The sequence below is a fragment of the Haemophilus parainfluenzae genome (assembly GCF_014931395.1).
Classification (GTDB): domain Bacteria; phylum Pseudomonadota; class Gammaproteobacteria; order Enterobacterales; family Pasteurellaceae; genus Haemophilus_D.
The window spans coordinates 98,250-116,890 of record NZ_CP063120.1 but is presented as its reverse complement, the minus strand read 5'-3'; the positions used below and the strand labels follow the sequence as shown (position 1 = coordinate 116,890).

At 41.6% G+C, this 18,641-nt stretch carries 20 protein-coding genes and 1 other RNA gene; 10 read left to right on the top strand and 11 right to left on the bottom strand.

Annotated elements, in window-relative coordinates; translation table 11 throughout:
* Nucleotides 1–35: 35 nt before the first annotated feature.
* Genes rsmE through ruvX form a run of 3 tightly spaced genes read left to right on the top strand, consistent with a single transcriptional unit; the run spans nt 36 to nt 1,749 of the window.
* Nucleotides 36–770, top strand: a complete 735-nt coding sequence (rsmE, locus tag INP94_RS00550; protein ID WP_197543697.1) for a 16S rRNA (uracil(1498)-N(3))-methyltransferase — start codon at nt 36–38, stop codon at nt 768–770.
* Complete coding sequence (locus INP94_RS00545; protein ID WP_005695456.1) at nt 770–1,330, top strand: YqgE/AlgH family protein; 561 nt, start codon at nt 770–772, stop codon at nt 1,328–1,330. Before rsmE ends, INP94_RS00545 begins: the two co-directional genes overlap by 1 nt.
* A complete protein-coding gene (gene ruvX, locus INP94_RS00540) occupies nt 1,330–1,749 on the top strand; it encodes a Holliday junction resolvase RuvX (protein ID WP_197543696.1) in 420 nt (139 codons plus the stop codon). Before INP94_RS00545 ends, ruvX begins: the two co-directional genes overlap by 1 nt.
* A 48-nt stretch (nt 1,750–1,797) precedes the next feature.
* Here the strand turns inward: ruvX and pgeF are convergent, their stop codons facing one another.
* Together pgeF and rluD are read right to left on the bottom strand one after the other, a co-directional pair.
* On the bottom strand, nt 1,798–2,535 hold the full coding sequence (gene pgeF, locus INP94_RS00535) for a peptidoglycan editing factor PgeF (protein WP_197543695.1): 738 nt from the start codon (nt 2,533–2,535) through the stop codon (nt 1,798–1,800).
* Nucleotide 2,536: 1 nt separating this feature from the next.
* On the bottom strand, nt 2,537–3,511 hold the full coding sequence (gene rluD, locus INP94_RS00530; RefSeq protein ID WP_197543694.1) for a 23S rRNA pseudouridine(1911/1915/1917) synthase RluD: 975 nt from the start codon (nt 3,509–3,511) through the stop codon (nt 2,537–2,539).
* 109 nt (nt 3,512–3,620) lie between these two features.
* On the opposite strand from rluD, the gene INP94_RS00525 reads away from it, so the two are divergent.
* From INP94_RS00525 to INP94_RS00495, 7 genes are all read left to right on the top strand, one after another.
* On the top strand, nt 3,621–4,412 hold the full coding sequence (locus INP94_RS00525; protein WP_005697879.1) for an outer membrane protein assembly factor BamD: 792 nt from the start codon (nt 3,621–3,623) through the stop codon (nt 4,410–4,412).
* 91 nt (nt 4,413–4,503) lie between these two features.
* A non-coding RNA gene (gene ssrS, locus INP94_RS00520) (6S RNA) lies at nt 4,504–4,701 on the top strand.
* Nucleotides 4,702–4,727: 26 nt separating this feature from the next.
* Nucleotides 4,728–5,300 (top strand): 5-formyltetrahydrofolate cyclo-ligase, encoded by a 573-nt coding sequence (locus tag INP94_RS00515; RefSeq protein WP_197543693.1) that lies wholly within the window; start codon nt 4,728–4,730, stop codon nt 5,298–5,300.
* A gap of 135 nt (nt 5,301–5,435) precedes the next feature.
* The gene (clpB, locus tag INP94_RS00510) at nt 5,436–8,006 is read left to right on the top strand and encodes an ATP-dependent chaperone ClpB (protein ID WP_197543692.1); all 2,571 of its coding nucleotides are present in this window, start codon (nt 5,436–5,438) and stop codon (nt 8,004–8,006) included.
* 113 nt (nt 8,007–8,119) lie between these two features.
* Complete coding sequence (gene mog / locus INP94_RS00505; protein ID WP_197543691.1) at nt 8,120–8,713, top strand: molybdopterin adenylyltransferase; 594 nt, start codon at nt 8,120–8,122, stop codon at nt 8,711–8,713.
* Nucleotide 8,714: 1 nt separating this feature from the next.
* The gene (gene glnB, locus INP94_RS00500) at nt 8,715–9,053 is read left to right on the top strand and encodes a nitrogen regulatory protein P-II (protein ID WP_005697836.1); all 339 of its coding nucleotides are present in this window, start codon (nt 8,715–8,717) and stop codon (nt 9,051–9,053) included.
* On the top strand, nt 9,053–10,093 hold the full coding sequence (locus INP94_RS00495) for an AI-2E family transporter (protein ID WP_197543690.1): 1,041 nt from the start codon (nt 9,053–9,055) through the stop codon (nt 10,091–10,093). Before glnB ends, INP94_RS00495 begins: the two co-directional genes overlap by 1 nt.
* 82 nt (nt 10,094–10,175) lie before the next feature.
* On the opposite strand, the gene secF is transcribed toward INP94_RS00495, so the two are convergent.
* From secF to cas1c, 9 genes are all read right to left on the bottom strand, one after another.
* Complete coding sequence (gene secF, locus INP94_RS00490; protein ID WP_005697896.1) at nt 10,176–11,150, bottom strand: protein translocase subunit SecF; 975 nt, start codon at nt 11,148–11,150, stop codon at nt 10,176–10,178.
* 10 nt (nt 11,151–11,160) lie between these two features.
* Complete coding sequence (gene secD / locus INP94_RS00485) at nt 11,161–13,011, bottom strand: protein translocase subunit SecD (protein ID WP_197543689.1); 1,851 nt, start codon at nt 13,009–13,011, stop codon at nt 11,161–11,163.
* Between the two features lie 23 nt (nt 13,012–13,034).
* Nucleotides 13,035–13,325, bottom strand: a complete 291-nt coding sequence (gene yajC / locus INP94_RS00480; RefSeq protein ID WP_005695468.1) for a preprotein translocase subunit YajC — start codon at nt 13,323–13,325, stop codon at nt 13,035–13,037.
* 102 nt (nt 13,326–13,427) lie between these two features.
* Nucleotides 13,428–13,655 carry a sulfurtransferase TusA family protein gene (locus INP94_RS00475; RefSeq protein WP_049376154.1) on the bottom strand — a complete coding sequence of 76 codons (228 nt, stop codon included), beginning with the start codon at nt 13,653–13,655 and terminating at the stop codon, nt 13,428–13,430.
* Between the two features lie 3 nt (nt 13,656–13,658).
* Entirely contained in the window at nt 13,659–14,171 is a 513-nt protein-coding gene (locus tag INP94_RS00470) for a hemerythrin domain-containing protein (RefSeq protein ID WP_197543688.1), read from the bottom strand.
* A 63-nt stretch (nt 14,172–14,234) separates the two neighbouring features.
* The gene (gene tgt, locus INP94_RS00465) at nt 14,235–15,383 is read right to left on the bottom strand and encodes a tRNA guanosine(34) transglycosylase Tgt (RefSeq protein WP_049369520.1); all 1,149 of its coding nucleotides are present in this window, start codon (nt 15,381–15,383) and stop codon (nt 14,235–14,237) included.
* Between the two features lie 111 nt (nt 15,384–15,494).
* Nucleotides 15,495–16,586, bottom strand: a complete 1,092-nt coding sequence (gene queA / locus INP94_RS00460) for a tRNA preQ1(34) S-adenosylmethionine ribosyltransferase-isomerase QueA (protein ID WP_197543687.1) — start codon at nt 16,584–16,586, stop codon at nt 15,495–15,497.
* 698 nt (nt 16,587–17,284) lie between these two features.
* Nucleotides 17,285–17,578 (bottom strand): CRISPR-associated endonuclease Cas2, encoded by a 294-nt coding sequence (cas2, locus tag INP94_RS00455; RefSeq protein ID WP_197543686.1) that lies wholly within the window; start codon nt 17,576–17,578, stop codon nt 17,285–17,287.
* Nucleotides 17,579–17,581: 3 nt separating this feature from the next.
* Nucleotides 17,582–18,595: a type I-C CRISPR-associated endonuclease Cas1c gene (gene cas1c, locus INP94_RS00450; protein WP_197543685.1), complete on the bottom strand. Its 1,014-nt coding sequence runs from the start codon at nt 18,593–18,595 to the stop codon at nt 17,582–17,584.
* Nucleotides 18,596–18,641 lie beyond the last annotated feature (46 nt).

Genomic DNA, 18,641 nt, shown 5'->3' with positions numbered 1-18,641 from the left:
ACCGCACTTTTTCCTTATATCAAAGACTCAATGTTATGCGTATTCCAAGAATTTATCATCCAGAATCCCTTAAAAATCAATCCACTTGTCAACTTTCAGAGGATGCGGCTAATCACGTAGGACGTGTACTGCGGATGACAGAAGGCGAACAAATCGAATTATTTGATGGAAGTAATCATATTTATCCATCCAAAATTATTGAAGCGAGTAAAAAAGCCGTTAAAGTGGAGATTTTGGGGTGTGAATGGAGTGATAAAGAGTCAAATTTATCGATTCACTTAGGACAGGTGATTTCACGTGGTGATCGAATGGAATTCACCATTCAGAAATCCGTAGAGTTGGGTGTGAATGTGATTACACCATTATGGTCAGAACGATGTGGAGTGAAGCTAGACGGCGAACGCATGGATAAGAAAATTCAACAATGGCAAAAAATTGCTATTGCCGCTTGTGAACAATGTGGACGTAATGTTGTACCAGAAATTCGTCCGTTAATGAAATTACAAGATTGGTGTGCTGAAAATGATGGTGCACTGAAATTGAATTTACATCCAAGAGCCCAATATTCAATTAAAACCTTACCTTCAATTCCAAAAGAAGGGGTTCGTTTACTTATTGGTTCTGAAGGTGGTTTATCACCTCAAGAAATCGCACAAACTGAACAACAAGGATTTACTGAAATTTTATTAGGAAAGCGTGTGCTACGCACAGAAACGGCTTCTTTAGCAGCCATTAGTGCGTTACAAATTTGTTTTGGAGATTTGGGATAATGATGGATTTACAAGGGCAATTTTTAATTGCGATGCCACAGTTGGAGGATTATTTCCAAAATACCGTGGTGTATATGTGCGAGCATAATGAGCAAGGTTCGATGGGCTTAGTGATTAATCAACCCACCGATTTAAGCATTGCAGAGCTATATTCAAAAATGAATTTTATGATGAAAAATGACCGCACTTTTAGCAATGAACTTGTACTTGCGGGTGGCCCTGTACATTCTGAGCGTGGTTTTATTCTGCATAAGAAAACAGCGAAAGAATTTGAGCATAGTTATAAAATTACTGATGACATGTATCTCACCACGTCAGCAGATATTGTGGAAACCTTTGGTTCAGCGGATGCGCCTGAGAAATATCTGGTTGCACTCGGTTGTGCCAGTTGGACAGCTGGACAGTTAGAACAAGAGATTGCGGATAATGCGTGGTTAGTGGCACCGGCTTCAGACACCATTTTGTTTGAAACGATTTATGAAGATCGTTATCCCGCAGCGAATCAATTATTAGGGATTCATCCTCATAATTTTGTCTTTTCACAAGTAGGGCATAGTTAATGGGCATCACGGCAATCGCGTTTGATTTTGGCACAAAAAGTATCGGTTGTGCGGTCGGGCAAAGTATCACGGGTACAGCGCAAGCCTTGCCCGCATTTAAAGCGCAAGATGGGATTCCAAACTGGGATGCCATTGAAAAATGTTTAAAGGATTGGAAGCCTGATGTTATTGTGGTGGGATTGCCTTTAAATATGGATGGTACCGAGCAAGATTTAACACTTCGTGCGAAAAAATTTGCCAATCGCTTAAATGGTCGTTTCGGTATCAAAGTAGAATTGCAAGATGAGCGCTTAACGACGGTTTCTGCTAGAGATGAAATTTTCCAGCGTGGCGGTTATCGCGCTCTCAATAAAAGCAAAGTCGATGGGATCTCTGCTTGCTTGATTTTAGAAAGTTGGTTCGAAAGTTATTCAGAATAAGCCAAAAATAAACCGCACTTTAATGTGCGGTTTGTTGTATTGATGAGTTTATTTTTTTATCCAAATCAGACTCGCCATTCGGCCTGTTTTGCCATCTCGACGATAGGAAAAAAAGGTCTCTTTTTCTGTGAATGTGCAATGTTCACCGCCGTAAATTTGGGTAATCCCTAATTTATTGAGGCGTTGTGTAGCGATTTGATAAAGATTGCCGAGATATTTTCCTGATTCATTCGGATCGGGTCGAAAAGCCGTTTCTGCAATTGGGTCAAAAGCCATAAATTGCGCAATCACTTCTTTGCCAACTTGGAATGCATTAGGGCCGATAGCAGGCCCAAACCACGCAATAATTTCTTCGGGGGCAGATTGGAAACATTTCACGGTTTCTTCTAATACACCATCACAGAGTCCACGCCAGCCCGCATGTGCTGCAGCCACTTCAGTGCCTTGTTTATTGGTGAATAAAACTGGCAAGCAATCAGCGGTCATCACCAAACATACTTGGTTAGGTTGATTGGTGTAAACCGCATCGGCCTCTAAATTATTGCCCTCATAAGGCACCGTGATTACACGAATACTGTGTGTTTGAGTTAAAAACAATGGAAAGTGCGGCAGATTAAATTTTTCGACCAATAAAGTGCGGTTAGTTTTAACCGCACTTTTATCGTCTTCGACATGATCGCCTAAATTGAAACTATTGAAAGGCAGCAGGCTCACGCCACCTTCTCTTGTGGTTGTAAACGCTTGGATATGTGGTGGAACATTCCAGTTTGGAACAATGGTTTTCATCTTAATAATCCAACTCGTCTTTATGTTCGAGGTAATCCGCTTTTAAGGCATGAAGTAATTCGACAAAGTCATCCGGCAATGGCGCATACCATTCCATCATTTCTCCCGTAATCGGGTGAGCTAAACGCAACATAACCGCATGTAAGGCTTGGCGTTTAAAATTGCGTAGTACTTCAGTGAAGGCTTCGCTTGCATTTTTAGGTGGACGAGGACGACCACCATAAGTTTGATCGCCTAATAATGGATGTGCGATATGCGCCATGTGCACACGAATTTGGTGAGTACGCCCTGTTTCTAAACGTAAGCGTAAACGCGTGTAATTACGGAAGTTTTCCATAATGCGATAGTGCGTTACAGCGGGTTTACCCATTGGGTGAACCGCCATCAATGTACGTTTGGTGGCGTGACGAGCCATTGGCTGATCTACGGTTCCACCCTTGGTCATAATGCCACTGGCGATAGCTTCGTATTCACGAGTGATTTTACGTTTTTGTAAGTCACGCACAAGTTTGGTTTGTGCAGGAATTGTTTTAGCAACAACCATGAGACCCGTTGTGTCTTTATCTAAACGATGCACAATCCCTGCACGCGGTACTTCGGCAATAGGTGGATAGTGATAGAGTAGCGCGTTAAGTACCGTGCCATTTGGATTGCCCGCACCGGGGTGAACCACGAGATCTTTAGGTTTATTAATCACGATAATATCGTCATCTTCATAAACGATATTAAGCGGAATATTTTGTGGTTCAAAACGGTTTTCATCTTCCACTTCTACCGAAATTTCAATTTGCTCTCCGCCATAAACTTTTGCACGTGGAATATCGGCAATTTCACCGTTCATTTTTACCTGTTTTGCTTCAATCCAGGTTTTTAAACGCGAACGGGAATATTCTGGGAACAACTCTGCGAGGGTTTGGTCTAAACGCTGTCCCATTTGTTCGGGCTGAATTTCAGCCGTTAAGGTCATTTGTGGCATAAAAAATCCATCTAAAAATTTAAAAAGTTGGCTTATTGTGTAATGTTCTATACAATATTCGTTAATTGTAACTTATTTATTGATTTTCGTAAAAATTAAGGAAAAAAGAATGCGTAAAATAAAATCTCTTGCACTTATTGCATTGACCTCATTCGCGATTGCAGCTTGTAGCAGTGGTAATAAAGAAGTGGAACAGGCTTCTGTTGATGATCTTTATGCAAAAGGGGCGGCAGCATTGCAAGAAGGGAGCTATTCTGACTCGATTCGTTATTTAAAAGCGGCAACAGAGCGCTTCCCTGGTAGTACTTACCAAGAGCAAGCGATGCTTGATTTAATTTATGCAAACTATAAAACACAAGATTACACCGCAACGTTGGTCACTGTAGATAACTATTTACACCAATTCCCACAAAGTCCAAACCGTGACTATGCAGTGTATATGGCGGGTTTAACAAACTTAGCAACGGCCGATAACATGATTCAAGATTTCTTTGGTATCGATCGTGCAACGCGTGAAACAACTTCAATGAAAACAGCGTTTTCAAACTTCCAAAGCTTAGTGCGTGCGTTCCCAAATAGCCCATATTCACAAGATGCAGTAGCACGTATGGCATACATCAAAGATTCATTAGCTCGTCATGAATTAGAAATTGCAAAATTCTATGCAAAACGTGATGCATGGGTAGCGGTAGCAAACCGTGTAGTGGGTATGTTACAACAATATCCAGATGCTAAAGCGACTTACGAAGGCTTATTCTTAATGAAAGAAGCCTATGAAAAAATGGGTTTACAACAATTAGCAAGTCAAACTCAACAAGTCATCGATGCGAATAAAGATAAACAATTTGCGGACGTGAAAAAACCGGAAGAGTCTGATTTAATTCAACCGGTTAAAAAATAATCCCGTCCCTTGTGGGACGTGCTTAAATAAGCAAAATTATTCAAATAAAGGCTAGTCAAACCAATCAAATTGAGCTAGTATAAATTTAAAAGATTTCCTGGGGTGTTCGTGGATGGGTTATGTCCCTGAGCCGATACTTAGAACTTTATAAATCGGTTTCCCGCCATTGGTGTGTAGGCTTGACCTTTGACTTTGTCATTGGACTAAAGAAACCTAAAAATGGCCTTACCGGTTTCCTTGGACCGTCGGGTTCAAGGACTACTACTCGTAGCGGCACTCTGGGACCTTTCTCTTAAATCCATTCTTTCCAATCGAATGAAATCAACACAGCAAACGCTTCGCAATCAGCTTCGTCAGCAAATTCGTAAAACACGAGCAAATTTGACCGCACTTCAGCAGCAACAGGCGGAAGACTCCATCACTCAACAAGCTCTCGCATTAATTGAAGAACGAAATGCGCAGCATATTGCCTTGTATATTTCCTTTGATGGAGAAATCTCCACGGATAAACTCATCAAAATTCTTTGGGCGCAAGGTAAACAGGTTTATTTGCCCGTCTTGCATCCTTTCAATCCGAATCACCTTTTGTTTTTACGTTATTTGCCTGATACTCCGATGCTGAAAAATAAATTTGGCATTTGGGAACCTAAACTCAATGTGCAAAATGTATTGCCTTTGGATGAATTAGATATTCTTTTTACACCACTCGTCGCGTTTGATAGACAAGGGAATCGCCTTGGCATGGGCGGTGGTTTTTATGATCGCACCTTACAACATTGGCAGAAGTCTCCTTTTATCCCCGTGGGATTAGCCCATCAATGTCAGCAAGTCGAACAGCTTCCAACAGAAGTGTGGGACGTGCCACTTCATCAAATCTTAGTTGCTTAAACCTATCAAGAAGTAAAGTTTGATAGAAAAAATTAAAAATAGTTGATTTTTTCTCTTGAAATACCAAAAAAGGGTCTTATTTAATTACTCATAAAGGGGATGACCCCAACAATTTTATGCAGGAGAAGATAAGATATGAATATTGAAAAATTTACCACTAAATTCCAACAAGCACTCAGTGAAGCGCAGTCATTAGCGCTTGGTAAAGATAATCAGTTTATCGAACCAGTGCATTTATTGGCCGCACTTTTAAATCAACAAGACGGTTCAATTGCACCGATTTTGACAGCAAGTGGCGTGAATGTCGCGTTATTACGTAATGAATTAACCGCAGAATTGAATAAATTGCCACAAGTGTCAGGTAATGGCGGAGACGTGCAAATTTCTCGTCAATTACTTAACTTATTGAATTTATGTGACAAATTAGCACAACAAAAACAAGATAAATTTATTTCCAGTGAATTGTTCTTATTAGCAGCGCTTGAAGAGCGTGGCGCATTAAATGACATTTTGAAAAAATGTGGTGTGAAAAAAGAACAAATTTTACAAGCGATTCAACATATTCGCGGAGGACAAAGCGTGAACGATCAAAATGCAGAAGAAAGTAGACAAGCTCTTGAAAAATATACGATTGATTTAACAGCTCGTGCTGAAAGTGGCAAACTCGACCCGGTTATTGGTCGTGATGAAGAAATTCGTCGAGCCATTCAAGTATTGCAACGTCGTACCAAAAATAACCCAGTACTAATCGGTGAGCCTGGTGTAGGTAAAACCGCTATTGTGGAAGGTTTGGCACAACGTATTGTTAATGGTGAAGTGCCTGAAGGCTTAAAAAACAAACGTGTACTTTCTTTAGATATGGGCGCCTTGATTGCAGGTGCAAAATATCGTGGTGAATTTGAAGAACGTTTAAAAGCGGTATTAAATGAACTTGCAAAAGAAGAAGGTCGCGTGATCCTCTTTATTGATGAAATTCATACCATGGTTGGAGCAGGTAAAACTGACGGTGCGATGGATGCAGGTAACTTATTAAAACCAAGTTTAGCTCGTGGTGAATTACACTGTGTGGGTGCGACCACATTAGACGAATATCGTCAATATATCGAGAAAGATGCGGCGCTTGAACGTCGTTTCCAAAAAGTCTTTGTAGATGAACCAAGTGTAGAAGATACCATTGCTATCTTACGTGGTTTGAAAGAGCGCTATGAGATCCATCACCATGTAGATATTACTGACCCGGCAATCGTGGCAGCAGCAACACTTTCGCATCGTTATATTTCCGATCGTCAATTGCCGGATAAAGCCATCGACTTAATTGATGAGGCCGCTTCTAGCATCCGTATGGAAATTGACTCTAAACCAGAGCCACTCGATCGTCTTGAACGCCGTATCATCCAATTAAAATTGGAACAACAGGCATTACAAAAAGAAGAAGACGAAGCAAGCCGTAAACGTTTAGACATGTTAGAAAAAGAACTTTCTGAAAAAGAACGTGAATATGCTGAGCTTGAAGAAGTCTGGAAGTCAGAAAAAGCAGCACTTTCAGGTTCTCAACACATCAAACAAGCGTTAGATGCGGCGAAAACTGAAATGGAACAAGCGCGTCGTGCTGGCGATTTAAGTAAAATGTCTGAGCTTCAATACGGTCGTATTCCTGAATTGGAAAAACAACTTGCAGCCGCTGAAACCGGTGAAGGCAAAGAAATGAGCCTATTACGCTATCGTGTGACGGATGAAGAAATTGCGGAAGTACTTTCTAAAGCAACCGGCATTCCAGTTTCTAAAATGATGGAAGGTGAGAAAGAAAAACTCTTACGCATGGAAGAAGAATTGCACAAACGTGTAATCGGTCAGGAAGAAGCTGTTGATGCTGTCGCGAATGCAATTCGTCGTAGCCGTGCAGGGCTTTCAGATCCTAACCGCCCAATTGGTTCTTTCTTATTCTTAGGGCCAACTGGTGTGGGTAAAACTGAGCTTTGCAAAACATTGGCGAAATTCCTCTTTGACAGCGAAGATGCGATGGTACGTATTGATATGTCAGAGTTTATGGAAAAACACAGCGTATCTCGTTTAGTGGGGGCGCCTCCAGGCTACGTAGGTTATGAAGAAGGTGGTTATTTAACTGAAGCGGTACGTCGTCGTCCATATTCGGTAATTTTGTTGGATGAAGTGGAAAAAGCACATGCGGATGTATTCAACATCTTATTACAAGTGTTGGATGATGGCCGTTTAACTGATGGTCAAGGTCGTACTGTGGACTTCCGTAACACCGTGGTGATTATGACCTCTAACTTGGGCTCTGATTTAATCCAAGGTAGCAAAAACGAAAGCTATGGCGAAATGAAAGCCTTAGTGATGTCAGTGGTGAGCCAACATTTCCGTCCGGAATTTATCAACCGTATTGACGAAACTGTGGTATTCCATCCACTTGATAAAGAAAATATCCGTGCAATTGCAAGTATTCAATTAGAACGCTTAGCAAAACGTATGGAAACTCGTGGTTACGAATTAGTGTTTACTGAAGCGTTATTAGATTTCATTGGTGAAGTCGGTTACGACCCAATTTATGGGGCGCGTCCATTAAAACGTGCAATCCAACAAGAGATCGAAAACAGCTTGGCACAACAAGTTCTATCTGGTCAATTATTACCAGGCAAAGTAGTCACAATCGATTATGTAGATGGCAAAGTTCAAGCCAGACAATAATGTGTAAAATAAAAAGCCATTTAGTGAAAGCTAAATGGCTTTTTTATGCTTTGGTAAAAGAGAAAATAGGGTAGAATGATCCTGTTTATTGCATATAAAAATGAGGAAAGAAAATGACCGCACTTTTAAAAATTGGTTTGATTTCAATCTCTGATCGCGCATCAAGTGGTGTGTATCAAGATCAAGGGATTCCCGAGTTACAACAATGGTTAGAGCAAGCGTTGGTGGAGCCTTTTGAAGTAGAAACGCGATTAATTCCAGATGAACAGCCATTAATCGAACAAACCTTGAAAGAATTAGTGGATGAGTACCATTGTCATTTAGTGCTCACAACGGGCGGTACAGGGCCGGCAAAACGTGATGTGACACCGGATGCCACGTTAGCGGTAGCCGATCGTGAAATGCCTGGATTTGGTGAGCAAATGCGTCAAGTGAGTTTGCATTTTGTGCCAACAGCGATTTTATCTCGTCAAGTTGGCGTGATTCGTAAAAATAGCCTAATCTTGAATTTACCAGGGCAGCCAAAAGCCATCAAAGAGACTTTAGAAGGTGTGAAAGATGAGCAAGGTAAAGTCTTAGTAAAAGGGATTTTTAGTGCGGTGCCTTACTGCTTGCAATTAATTGATGGTATTTATATTGATACCAAGCCTGAAGTGATTACAAGCTTCCGTCCAAAAGCCGCACGTCGCGAAAATTTGGAGAAATAAAATGAAAAAAATTGAAGCCATTATTAAGCCATTTAAATTAGACGATGTGCGTGAAAATTTATCTGATATCGGTATCAGTGGCATGACAGTAACTGAAGTTCGTGGTTTTGGTCGTCAAAAAGGGCATACTGAGCTTTATCGTGGTGCGGAATATATGGTGGATTTTCTGCCTAAAGTAAAAATGGAAATTGTCGTGCCGGATGATTTACTTGAACAATGCCTTGAAACCATCGTTGAAACTTGCCAAACAGGCAAAATCGGTGATGGGAAGATCTTTGTTTATGATGTAGAACGTGTAATCCGTGTTCGGACAGGCGAAGAAAATGAGGAAGCCATTTAGTGGAAAAAAACGTAAATTTTAATCGCACTATAGTCGCTATGGCGGCTTTAGTGATTGTGTTTGCGGGAATTAAACTGGCAGCAGAAATTGTGGTGCCTTTTTTATTGGCATTATTCATCGCTATTATTTGTTCGCCAGTGATTAAAGCGATGACGCAACGCAAAGTGCCGCATGGTATTGCTATTGCCTTGCTGTTTATCTTAATTTTAATTGTATTCTTTTTCTTGGCGGGATTAATTAATAGCAGTGTGCAAGAATTTACACGCTCGATTCCTCAATATAAAGTGCTGCTTTCGGAGCGTATAAATGACCTCATGGCGTTAGCTCAAAAACTAAAATTGCCGATTGTGATTTCTCGCGAAGCCATTATGGAGCATTTTGATCCAAGTGTGATCATGAACTTTGTGAGCCGTTTATTATTAAACTTTTCTGGCGTGGTGACGAATGCTTTTGTGTTGATCTTAGCGGTGATTTTTATGCTGCTTGAAGCGCCAACCATGAAGCATAAACTTGCTTTAGTTTTAAGTGATAATGAACATGATGTTGTCGCGGAAGAACATCACATCGATCGTATTTTAGATGGTGTGATTAGTTATCTTGGTGTGAAAACGGTGATTAGTTTGCTTACCGGCGTCTCGACGTGGATTTTATTGGATGTAATGGATGTCCAATATGCGATTTTATGGGCAACCTTAAGCTTCTTATTAAATTACATTCCGAATATCGGTTCGATTATTGCAGCCGTGCCGATTGTTGTTCAAGCATTATTGCTGAATGGATTTGGTGTAGGCATGGGCGTAACCGTCGGTATTATTGCATTAAATATTGTGATCGGTAATATTATTGAACCGAAAATGATGGGTAAAACCTTAGGGCTTTCTACCTTGGTCGTATTCTTTTCGTTGCTTTTCTGGGGATGGTTGCTCGGTACAGTCGGTATGTTACTTTCAGTGCCGCTGACAATGGCGTTTAAAATCACTTTGGAAAGCTCTGAATCAACGAAGAAATATGCCGCTTTATTAGGAGATGTAAACGACTAAAGTGCGGTCATTAAATGTCATAATTTTAGTAATAAAAAAGCCACCGTTATGGTGGCTTTCTTTTTATCTGATGTTTAATAGATTAAGGTAAATCATCTACTTCTTTATCCACTTTTGGTGGAATCATATGTTCACGGCGTAGGCCGATATCATAAGCAATCGCAATCGCGATAAAGATTGATGAATAAGTACCAAAACCGATACCAATTAATAACGCTAATGAGAAGTTATGAATTGATGGACCACCAAAGAAGAACAAGGCAATCACAACAAGAAGCGTTGTGAGAGATGTCATGATGGTTCTCGATAAGGTTTGCGTTAAGGAAATATCAATAATATCGATGGTTTCTACACGGCGAATTTTACGGAAGTTTTCACGCACACGGTCGAATACCACGATACTATCGTTGATAGAATAACCTACAACGGAAAGAATCGCCGCCACGAAGGTTAAATCCATTTCGACTTGTAATGCAGAGAATACACCGAGTGTAATCACCACGTCATGCGCAAGTGAGGCAATACCACCAAAACCTAAACGCCATTCAAAACGTGAACCCACGTAAATTAACATCATTGCTAGGGTTGCAAGGGTCGCATAAACCGCACCTTGAGCCAGTTCTTCACCCACGTTTGGACCGACGAATTCGATACTGTTAATATGAATATTCGGGTCAATCGTTTGGAGCATGCTTTTAACGTGATCACCAATAGCAGAATCGTTATTATCAGCCGGTAAGCGGATCATCACATCTTGTACAGAACCCGTTGTTTGTACAATCGGGCTTGCAATCCCGTTTTGATTTAATGTGCCACGGATTTTCTCTAAATCAGCCGGTTGTGAGAAGTGAGTATCAAATACCACACCACCGGTAAAATCCAAGCCCCAGTTGAAGCCTTTTGTCACAATGAAGAAGAGGGAAATCGCCATTAAAATTGCGGAAAATGCATACCCTACAAATCTCACTTTCATAAATTCAGTGAGAGGGAATGGCAATTTAATCCCATTCACTTCACGGATAAAATGTCCGTTTTTATCTTTTGCAAATAATCTCATCTTATCCTACCTAAATTGATAATTTTTCAAGACGTTTACCGCCGTATAGGAAGTTCACGATAGCACGTGTTCCGGTAATTGCTGTAAACATTGAAATTGCCACACCTAATGCAAGGGTTACTGCAAAGCCTTGAATTGGGCCGGTACCCACAGCATAAAGAATGATTGCCGTTAAAATTGTGGTTAAGTTTGCATCGAAGATAGAGGTGAATGCACCGTTATAACCTTCGTTAATGGCTTGCTGGATTGGACGACCATTACGAATTTCTTCTTTGATACGCTCAAAAATAAGTACGTTGGCATCCACCGACATCCCCAGGGTTAATACGATACCCGCAATCCCCGGCATGGTGAGTGTTGCACCAGGTAGGATAGACATCAAACCGACTAATAAAACGATATTAATCACCAAGGCAAAGCTTGCGATAATACCAAAGACTTTATAGTAAACCAGCATGAAGACAATGACTGCAATTAAGCCCCAGAAGCTTGCATCAATACCTTGTTCTACGTTTTGTGCACCAAGAGAAGGACCGATTGTACGCTCTTCTACAATTTGCACTGGCGCAATTAATGCACCTGATTTTAATAACATAGAAAGGTTTTGTGCTTCTGCAGAACTGCTTACACCCGTAATTTGGAAGTTAGAACTGAAGCGACCTTGAATGGTAGCAACGTTAATCACTTCTTCACTTTTCTCTAAAATGGTTTTGCCATTTTCGTCTTTTTTACCGTTGTCTTTGTATTCTACATACAAGGTTGCCATTGGTTTTTTATAGTATTTCTTGGTAGTTTGCGACATGATTTCGCCGCCTTCACTATCCAAGGTTACACTTACTTGTGGCGTACTGGTGTTTTGGTCTAAACCAGAACTTGAGTTGATGATGTGTTCACCACCCAATACCGCACGTTTGTAAAGCGCAACAGGTCGACCTTGACGGTCATATTTGATTTCTGTATCAGAAGGCAACATACCACGAGCAGCTGATTCAGGATTTACTAATGAATTCACAATACGGAATTCAAGTGTTGCAGTTGCCCCTAAGATTTCTTTTGCACGAGCCGTATCTTGAACGCCCGGTAATTCGATAACGATACGTTCTGCACCTTGACGTTGGATAACCGCTTCAGCTACGCCTAATTCAGCAACACGTTTACGTAAAATCGTTAAGTTTTGCTCGATCGCTAAGTTACGTGATTCAGTTAATGATGCTTCAGAAAGCGCAAGGTTTAAAGTGTTATCACCAATATCAGACACGTCTAATGTTGGGTGTAACTGGCGAATAATACGCGCTGCTTTTGACATTTGGTCAGCGTTTTCTAACGTGACTGTGGTACCAAATTTGTCACCGTTTTTAATTGCGGTAAATTGAATTTTTTCTTTACGTAATTCGCTGCGTAATGTGTCTTGTAACTGTTCTTGACGTTTAGCTAAAGCAGAATTCATGTCCACTTCCATCAAGAAACGTACCCCACCACGTAAGTCTAAACCCCATTTCATTGGATTTGCACCAATGCTGCTTAACCAAGCTGGTGTTGCTGGTGCAAGGTTTAATGCGGTGGTGTAGTTAGTGCCAAGTTTTTCTGCAATTTTATCTTTGGCAAGAAGTTGGTCATCTGTGTTGTTGAAACGGGCAAGAATAGAGCCATTTTCAAGAACGATAGATTTGGTTGGAAGGTTATTTTCTTTCAGTACATTTTGTACTTCAGTTAATGCGGTGGTGTCTGCTTGTTGTCCGCGAGTACCGGAAATTTGCACCGCTGGATCTTCACCATAGATATTTGGAAGAGAGTATAAAGCACCAATGGCGACCACAAGGATCACCATTAGATTCTTCCATAATGGGTAACGATTTAACATAGTTTTCCCTTTAGGAATTTAAATTAGAGAGATTTTACAGAACCTTTCGGTAATACTGAAACGATGTAGTTACGGTTAATCGTGATTTCAGTGGTATCGTTTAAAGCGATAACAATTTCAGCACCTTCGGTTACTTTGGTGATTTTACCAATCAAACCACCAGCGGTTAATACTTCAGTGCCTTTCGCTAATTCAGACATTAATTTTTTGTGTTCTTTGTTACGTTTCGCTTGTGGACGGTAAATCATAAAATAAAAAATTAAACCGAAGATCACGAAAATAAATAACGTGGACATTGGGCTTTGTGCTTCCATTGTGTTTTCCTTATAAAATGAAAAGTTAAAAGTGTGCGTAAAATACCATAAAACGGCATTCAGTAAAAGCCGATGAAGGCAATAACACCTAGAATTTTTGGATTAATTGATTTTTTTCAAGCAAACTTCGAAGATTTGCTCAGAAAGCCAATGTTGATCTACTAATTCACATTGATTTTCTTCACAAAAAACAACAAAATTTTCCACCGCACTTTGACGATTTAATTGCAAAACTAATTCATCATTCGGCGCTAAATTTGCCAAAGCCTTCTTCGCCGTTAAAAGCGGAATCGGGCAGGAAAGTGCGGTTAAATCTAATTGATATTTCATGGATTAAGCTTGGCGACGCGCAAACATAATTTTGCCCATAGCAGTGAGTTGTTCTGCTGATAAATGTTGCTTACCAAGCTCAAATAGCGGCTCTTCAAGGGCAATGTGTCTATCATAGCTCGCCACAAATAGCGTAATCAGCCTTTCATCTACATCAGTGCGTTTCTCAGCAATTAATTCTTCTAGCTGCTCCGAAAGCTTTGCCCAATTTTCATGTAAAGTAACATGTTGGCGTTCTAATTCATCCACCGATTCTTTTGCTTGAGGCGCTTTTTCAATTAAAGCGGGGAAGAAGTCTTTTTCTTCATCCTCATGATGAAGGGGCGCCGCATGATTAAAATACTGCAAAATGGTTTTCACATCATTTAATACAGCTTGATTCACGCCATTCTTTTCTAAATAGCCTGGAAGAATGGTGAGCTGCTTACAAAAGCGTTTCACTTTGCTATGACAGGCGTAAAGCATATCAATCGGTTCATTCCAAGTGGCAAATTGCTGAGTTTCAAGGATTTGCATAAGGTTTCCTTTGTTAAAAGTGCGGTCAAAAAGCATTTCATTTTTCTACCGCACTTTCATTAATTATGATTTATCCGCTAATTGTAATGGAGGAACGGGTTTGCCCATGCGAGCATAGAATTCCACCACAAAATCATCAAAACGATCGTCTTCGATAGCTTGACGAATTTCCGCCATTAAACGTTGATAATAGCGTAAGTTATGAATGGTATTTAAGCGAGCGCCTAAAATCTCCCCACATTTATCTAAATGATATAAATACGCTTTTGTGTAATTTTTACAGGTGTAGCAATCACATTCTGGATCCAACGGGCTCGTATCATCACGATATTTTGCATTACGGATTTTCACAATGCCGTCTGTCACGAATAAATGACCATTACGTGCGTTACGAGTTGGCATTACGCAGTCAAACATATCAATACCACGACGTACGCCTTCCACTAAATCTTCAGGTTTACCCACGCCCATTAAATAACGCGGTTTATCAGCCGGGATTTGTGGGCAGATGTATTCTAAAATGCGGTGCATGTCTTCTTTTGGTTCGCCTACCGCTAAACCGCCCACCGCGTAACCGTCAAAGCCAATATTGACTAAGCCTTCTAATGATACTTTGCGTAATTCTTCAAATACACCACCTTGGATAATACCGAATAGGGCATTTTTATTGCCTAATTCATCAAAGCGATCGCGGCTGCGTTTTGCCCAACGAAGAGACATTTCCATGGATTTTTTCGCATAATCGAAAGTCGCTGGATAAGGCGTACATTCATCGAAAATCATCACGATGTCAGACCCTAAATCATATTGAATTTCCATGGATTTTTCAGGCGAAAGGAAAATGCGCTCACCGTTAATTGGGTTTTGGAATTTTACGCCTTCTTCGGTGATTTTGCGTAATTTACCTAAACTAAATACTTGGAAACCACCACTGTCAGTCAAAATCGGACGATGCCATTGCATAAAGTCGTGTAAATCACCGTGTTTACGCATCACTTCTTGTCCAGGACGAAGCCATAAATGGAAGGTGTTACCCAATAAAATTTCAGCACCTGTCGCACGCACTTCTTCTGGTGTCATGCCTTTTACGGTGCCATAAGTACCCACCGGCATAAATGCGGGGGTTTCTACGGTGAACGTGCCTTGTGGACGTTCAAACACCAAGCGACCACGACGCGCACTGCCGCTGGTTTTATCTAATTCATATTTCATTTTTTTCCTCAACGAATAAACAGTTCGTAGGTTGTTGTTCAATAAAAAAGCCTGTTAGTACAGGCTTCTTGTTAGGTATTTTATGAGTTGGTTGAAAATAAGTCAAACCACTTATTCTAACCCTTTCACATTGGGATTTTTAGTAATGAACATCGCATCGCCATAACTGAAAAAACGATAGCGATTTTCGACCGCACTTTTATAGGCATTCATGGTGTGGCTAAAGCCTGCGAAGGCAGACACCAACATAATCAACGTACTTTCCGGTAAGTGGAAGTTGGTAATCAACGCATCCACTACACGGAATGATTTACCCGGGTAAATAAAAATGGACGTATCAGAAAAATAAGGTTCAATTAAATCTGGGTTGCCATTTTCTTCCGCAGATAGGGCAGCTGTTTCAACAGAACGCACTGATGTTGTACCTACCGCAATCACACGTTTACCCGCTTTCTTCGTTTCAATAATGGCATTGCAGACTTCTTGAGAAAGTTCTACGTATTCCGCGTGCATAATGTGATCTTCAATATTTTCAACACGTACGGGCTGGAATGTACCGGCGCCCACGTGCAAAGTCACAAATTCAAAATTGACACCTTTTTCGCGTAATTTTTGTAAAAGCTCATCATCAAAATGCAAGCCAGCCGTTGGCGCAGCCACTGCACCAGGCACTTTGTTATACACAGTTTGATAGCATTCTTGATCCGCTTCTTCATCAGGGCGATCAATATAAGGCGGCAACGGCATATGACCGATTTCTTGTAACACATCAAGTACATTGCGACTCTTATCCGCTAATTCCACTTCAAAAAGCGTATCTTGACGACCAACCATGATTGCTTTTACGCCCTTATTTTCACCGAGCTTATCTTCGCCTAAAAATAATTCTGCGCCTTCTTTCGGGGCCTTTGATGAGCGAATATGCGCTAAGAAATGATGTTCACTTAACACACGCTCCACTAATACTTCAATTTTCCCGCCACTGGCTTTTCGACCAAACATACGAGCAGGGATCACGCGCGTATTGTTAAAAATCAATAAATCGCCTTCGTCGATTAAATCTAATACATCGGTAAAAGTGCGGTGAGAAATTTCCCCGTTTTCACCATTGAGTTGTAGCAAACGGCAAGAAGAGCGATCTTCTTTAGGATAACGAGCAATCAGCTCATCTGGTAAGTCAAAATGAAAGTCAGAAACACGCATAATTATAAATAATGAAAGCTAAAAATGGGGCATAGTCTAGAGCGAATAAGGGGGAAATACAAGGGAGAAATGTTGTTGGGTATGAATTGGGTTGAGAGATAGAGTAGGAAGGTAAATATTATACTATTCAAATTTATTAAGATTTGTTTCAACGTATAGCCACCGAAGGTGGCTGGTGTAAATCTGTTTCCATGCGCACGATATTGATAGGGTTTCAACACACAGCCGCCCGAAGGTGGCTGCAGATTTGAGGCCCATATTAAACGCACCAGTTAAGTTTCAACACACAGCCACCCGAAGGTGGCTGCCGATGACGGGGAATTTCTTGTTAGTGTCAGGAATGTTTCAACACACAGCCACCCGAAGGTGGCTGCCGTAGAATGTACCGTTGGCATTATGCCAGTGAGTGTTTCAACACACAGCCACCCGAAGGTGGCTGCTTCGCATCAGGATCTTTTTCTTGATAATAAATACTGTTTCAACACACAGCCACCCGAAGGTGGCTGCTCCCTACATAAAAAAGCAAGAAAAATCAGTGTATTAAACACTGTATTTCGCTAACTAATTTTATGATAAGGAGTTTGGTAAGTATAACCGCCACATTGTCGTTATACAAATAGATTAATTCATCCAAATTGTTAAAGAAAACGAAGATCGCTATCCTATCAGGATTTTAATGAGAACAATAGGTTAGCGAACTAAATGACAAGTACGTCTTTAAATATATCAACGGCCGGTTTGGCGCCATGATGTTCCACTTTATTACGCCATTTACTGCCTAAATGATAAAAATGCAGGCTGTCACATGTGGGGTCGTAGGTTTCCAACAGCTTGTTTTTCAACATGACCCACTGGTCAGGCGTGACATCGCATTCAAATACCGAATATTGCGCCCGAACGCCGTAATCTAAGCAATGTTTTGCGATACGGCGCAATCGCGCTTGCCCATTTGGATCGTCAAAAGAAATGTCGTAAGTAATCAGCATTAACATAGTTTATCTCATCAAAAACGGCGGATATTCCGCCAAATCCCCGCGCAAGTGCCGCGCCAACAGCATGGCCTGAATATACGGCAACAGCCCGATTTCCACTTCTTCGCCCAAAAACGGATGAACGATTTTCTCCTGCTTTTTCGCCTGCAAGGCTTGGAACAACAGCTTACGCGCCTCTGCTTTCAAACTTACCGCGCCGCTTGCTTCAGTAACAAAATCCTGCGGTTTGATTTGCCCGCGGTTAATCAGCGACAACACTAGCCTGTCTGCCCACCACGCGCGGAATTCTTCCAAAATATCCTGCGCTAGACTATCGCGCCCCGGCCGGTCGGCGTGTAGAAAGCCCACCTGCGGGTCTAGCCCCACGCCTTGCAGCGCGCCGCTGATGTCCTTGCCCAACAGACTGTACACAAACGATAACAGCGCATTCACCCCGTCTCTGGGCGGACGGCGGTTGCGCCCGTCAAAAGTAAAGCCGCTTTTTTCGCTCAAAAGCTGCCCGAACACACCGAAATAACGCGCCGCCGCATCGCCCTCAATGCCGCGCACCACGTCCAGCTCCGCCGCGTCCTTCAACTGCCGCAGCGAAATGTTCAAAGCATCGACCGCACTTTGAATCGCCGCATTCTCGCCATAATTGCGAATCTGCCGCTGAAGCACCCGCTTACCCGCCTGAATCTTCGCCGCAATGATATTGCGCGCAATCGGCACGGGATTTTGCTCCGACACCCGATACTGCGCCCGACGCAACAGCACATTGCCGCTCTGCCGCCCCTGAAGCCGTCCCAAGAAACGCCCGTTTTCCGTAAAAAAAGCCAAATTCACATTATTTTCACCGCAAAACCCCAGCAGAAACGGCGACACCAGCACATTCCCAAAACAGAAAATATGCCCGATGGAATGCACCGGCAACTGCGCCACCTTCTTACGCTCCTGCTCCACCACCAGCGTCTCCCGCTCCTTATGCAGGTAGCTGCCTTGGGTGGTGATGTAGAGCGTGTTTTGCAGTTTGCGCATGGGGAAACTCCTTGAATTTTGACCGCACTTTTTGGGGTTGATAAGG

Coding starts and splice junctions, on each gene's coding strand:
- INP94_RS00515 (WP_197543693.1), top strand. CDS start 4,728: ATGAAATCAACACAGCAAACGCTTCGCAATCAGCTTCGTCAGCAAATT.
- INP94_RS00525 (WP_005697879.1), top strand. CDS start 3,621: ATGCGTAAAATAAAATCTCTTGCACTTATTGCATTGACCTCATTCGCG.
- INP94_RS00475 (WP_049376154.1), bottom strand. CDS start 13,655: ATGAAATATCAATTAGATTTAACCGCACTTTCCTGCCCGATTCCGCTT.
- clpB (WP_197543692.1), top strand. CDS start 5,436: ATGAATATTGAAAAATTTACCACTAAATTCCAACAAGCACTCAGTGAA.
- rluD (WP_197543694.1), bottom strand. CDS start 3,511: ATGCCACAAATGACCTTAACGGCTGAAATTCAGCCCGAACAAATGGGA.
- cas2 (WP_197543686.1), bottom strand. CDS start 17,578: ATGTTAATGCTGATTACTTACGACATTTCTTTTGACGATCCAAATGGG.
- glnB (WP_005697836.1), top strand. CDS start 8,715: ATGAAAAAAATTGAAGCCATTATTAAGCCATTTAAATTAGACGATGTG.
- ruvX (WP_197543696.1), top strand. CDS start 1,330: ATGGGCATCACGGCAATCGCGTTTGATTTTGGCACAAAAAGTATCGGT.
- tgt (WP_049369520.1), bottom strand. CDS start 15,383: ATGAAATATGAATTAGATAAAACCAGCGGCAGTGCGCGTCGTGGTCGC.
- cas1c (WP_197543685.1), bottom strand. CDS start 18,595: ATGCGCAAACTGCAAAACACGCTCTACATCACCACCCAAGGCAGCTAC.
- rsmE (WP_197543697.1), top strand. CDS start 36: ATGCGTATTCCAAGAATTTATCATCCAGAATCCCTTAAAAATCAATCC.
- yajC (WP_005695468.1), bottom strand. CDS start 13,325: ATGGAAGCACAAAGCCCAATGTCCACGTTATTTATTTTCGTGATCTTC.
- secF (WP_005697896.1), bottom strand. CDS start 11,150: ATGAGATTATTTGCAAAAGATAAAAACGGACATTTTATCCGTGAAGTG.
- secD (WP_197543689.1), bottom strand. CDS start 13,011: ATGTTAAATCGTTACCCATTATGGAAGAATCTAATGGTGATCCTTGTG.
- pgeF (WP_197543695.1), bottom strand. CDS start 2,535: ATGAAAACCATTGTTCCAAACTGGAATGTTCCACCACATATCCAAGCG.
- mog (WP_197543691.1), top strand. CDS start 8,120: ATGACCGCACTTTTAAAAATTGGTTTGATTTCAATCTCTGATCGCGCA.
- queA (WP_197543687.1), bottom strand. CDS start 16,586: ATGCGTGTTTCTGACTTTCATTTTGACTTACCAGATGAGCTGATTGCT.
- INP94_RS00470 (WP_197543688.1), bottom strand. CDS start 14,171: ATGCAAATCCTTGAAACTCAGCAATTTGCCACTTGGAATGAACCGATT.
- INP94_RS00545 (WP_005695456.1), top strand. CDS start 770: ATGATGGATTTACAAGGGCAATTTTTAATTGCGATGCCACAGTTGGAG.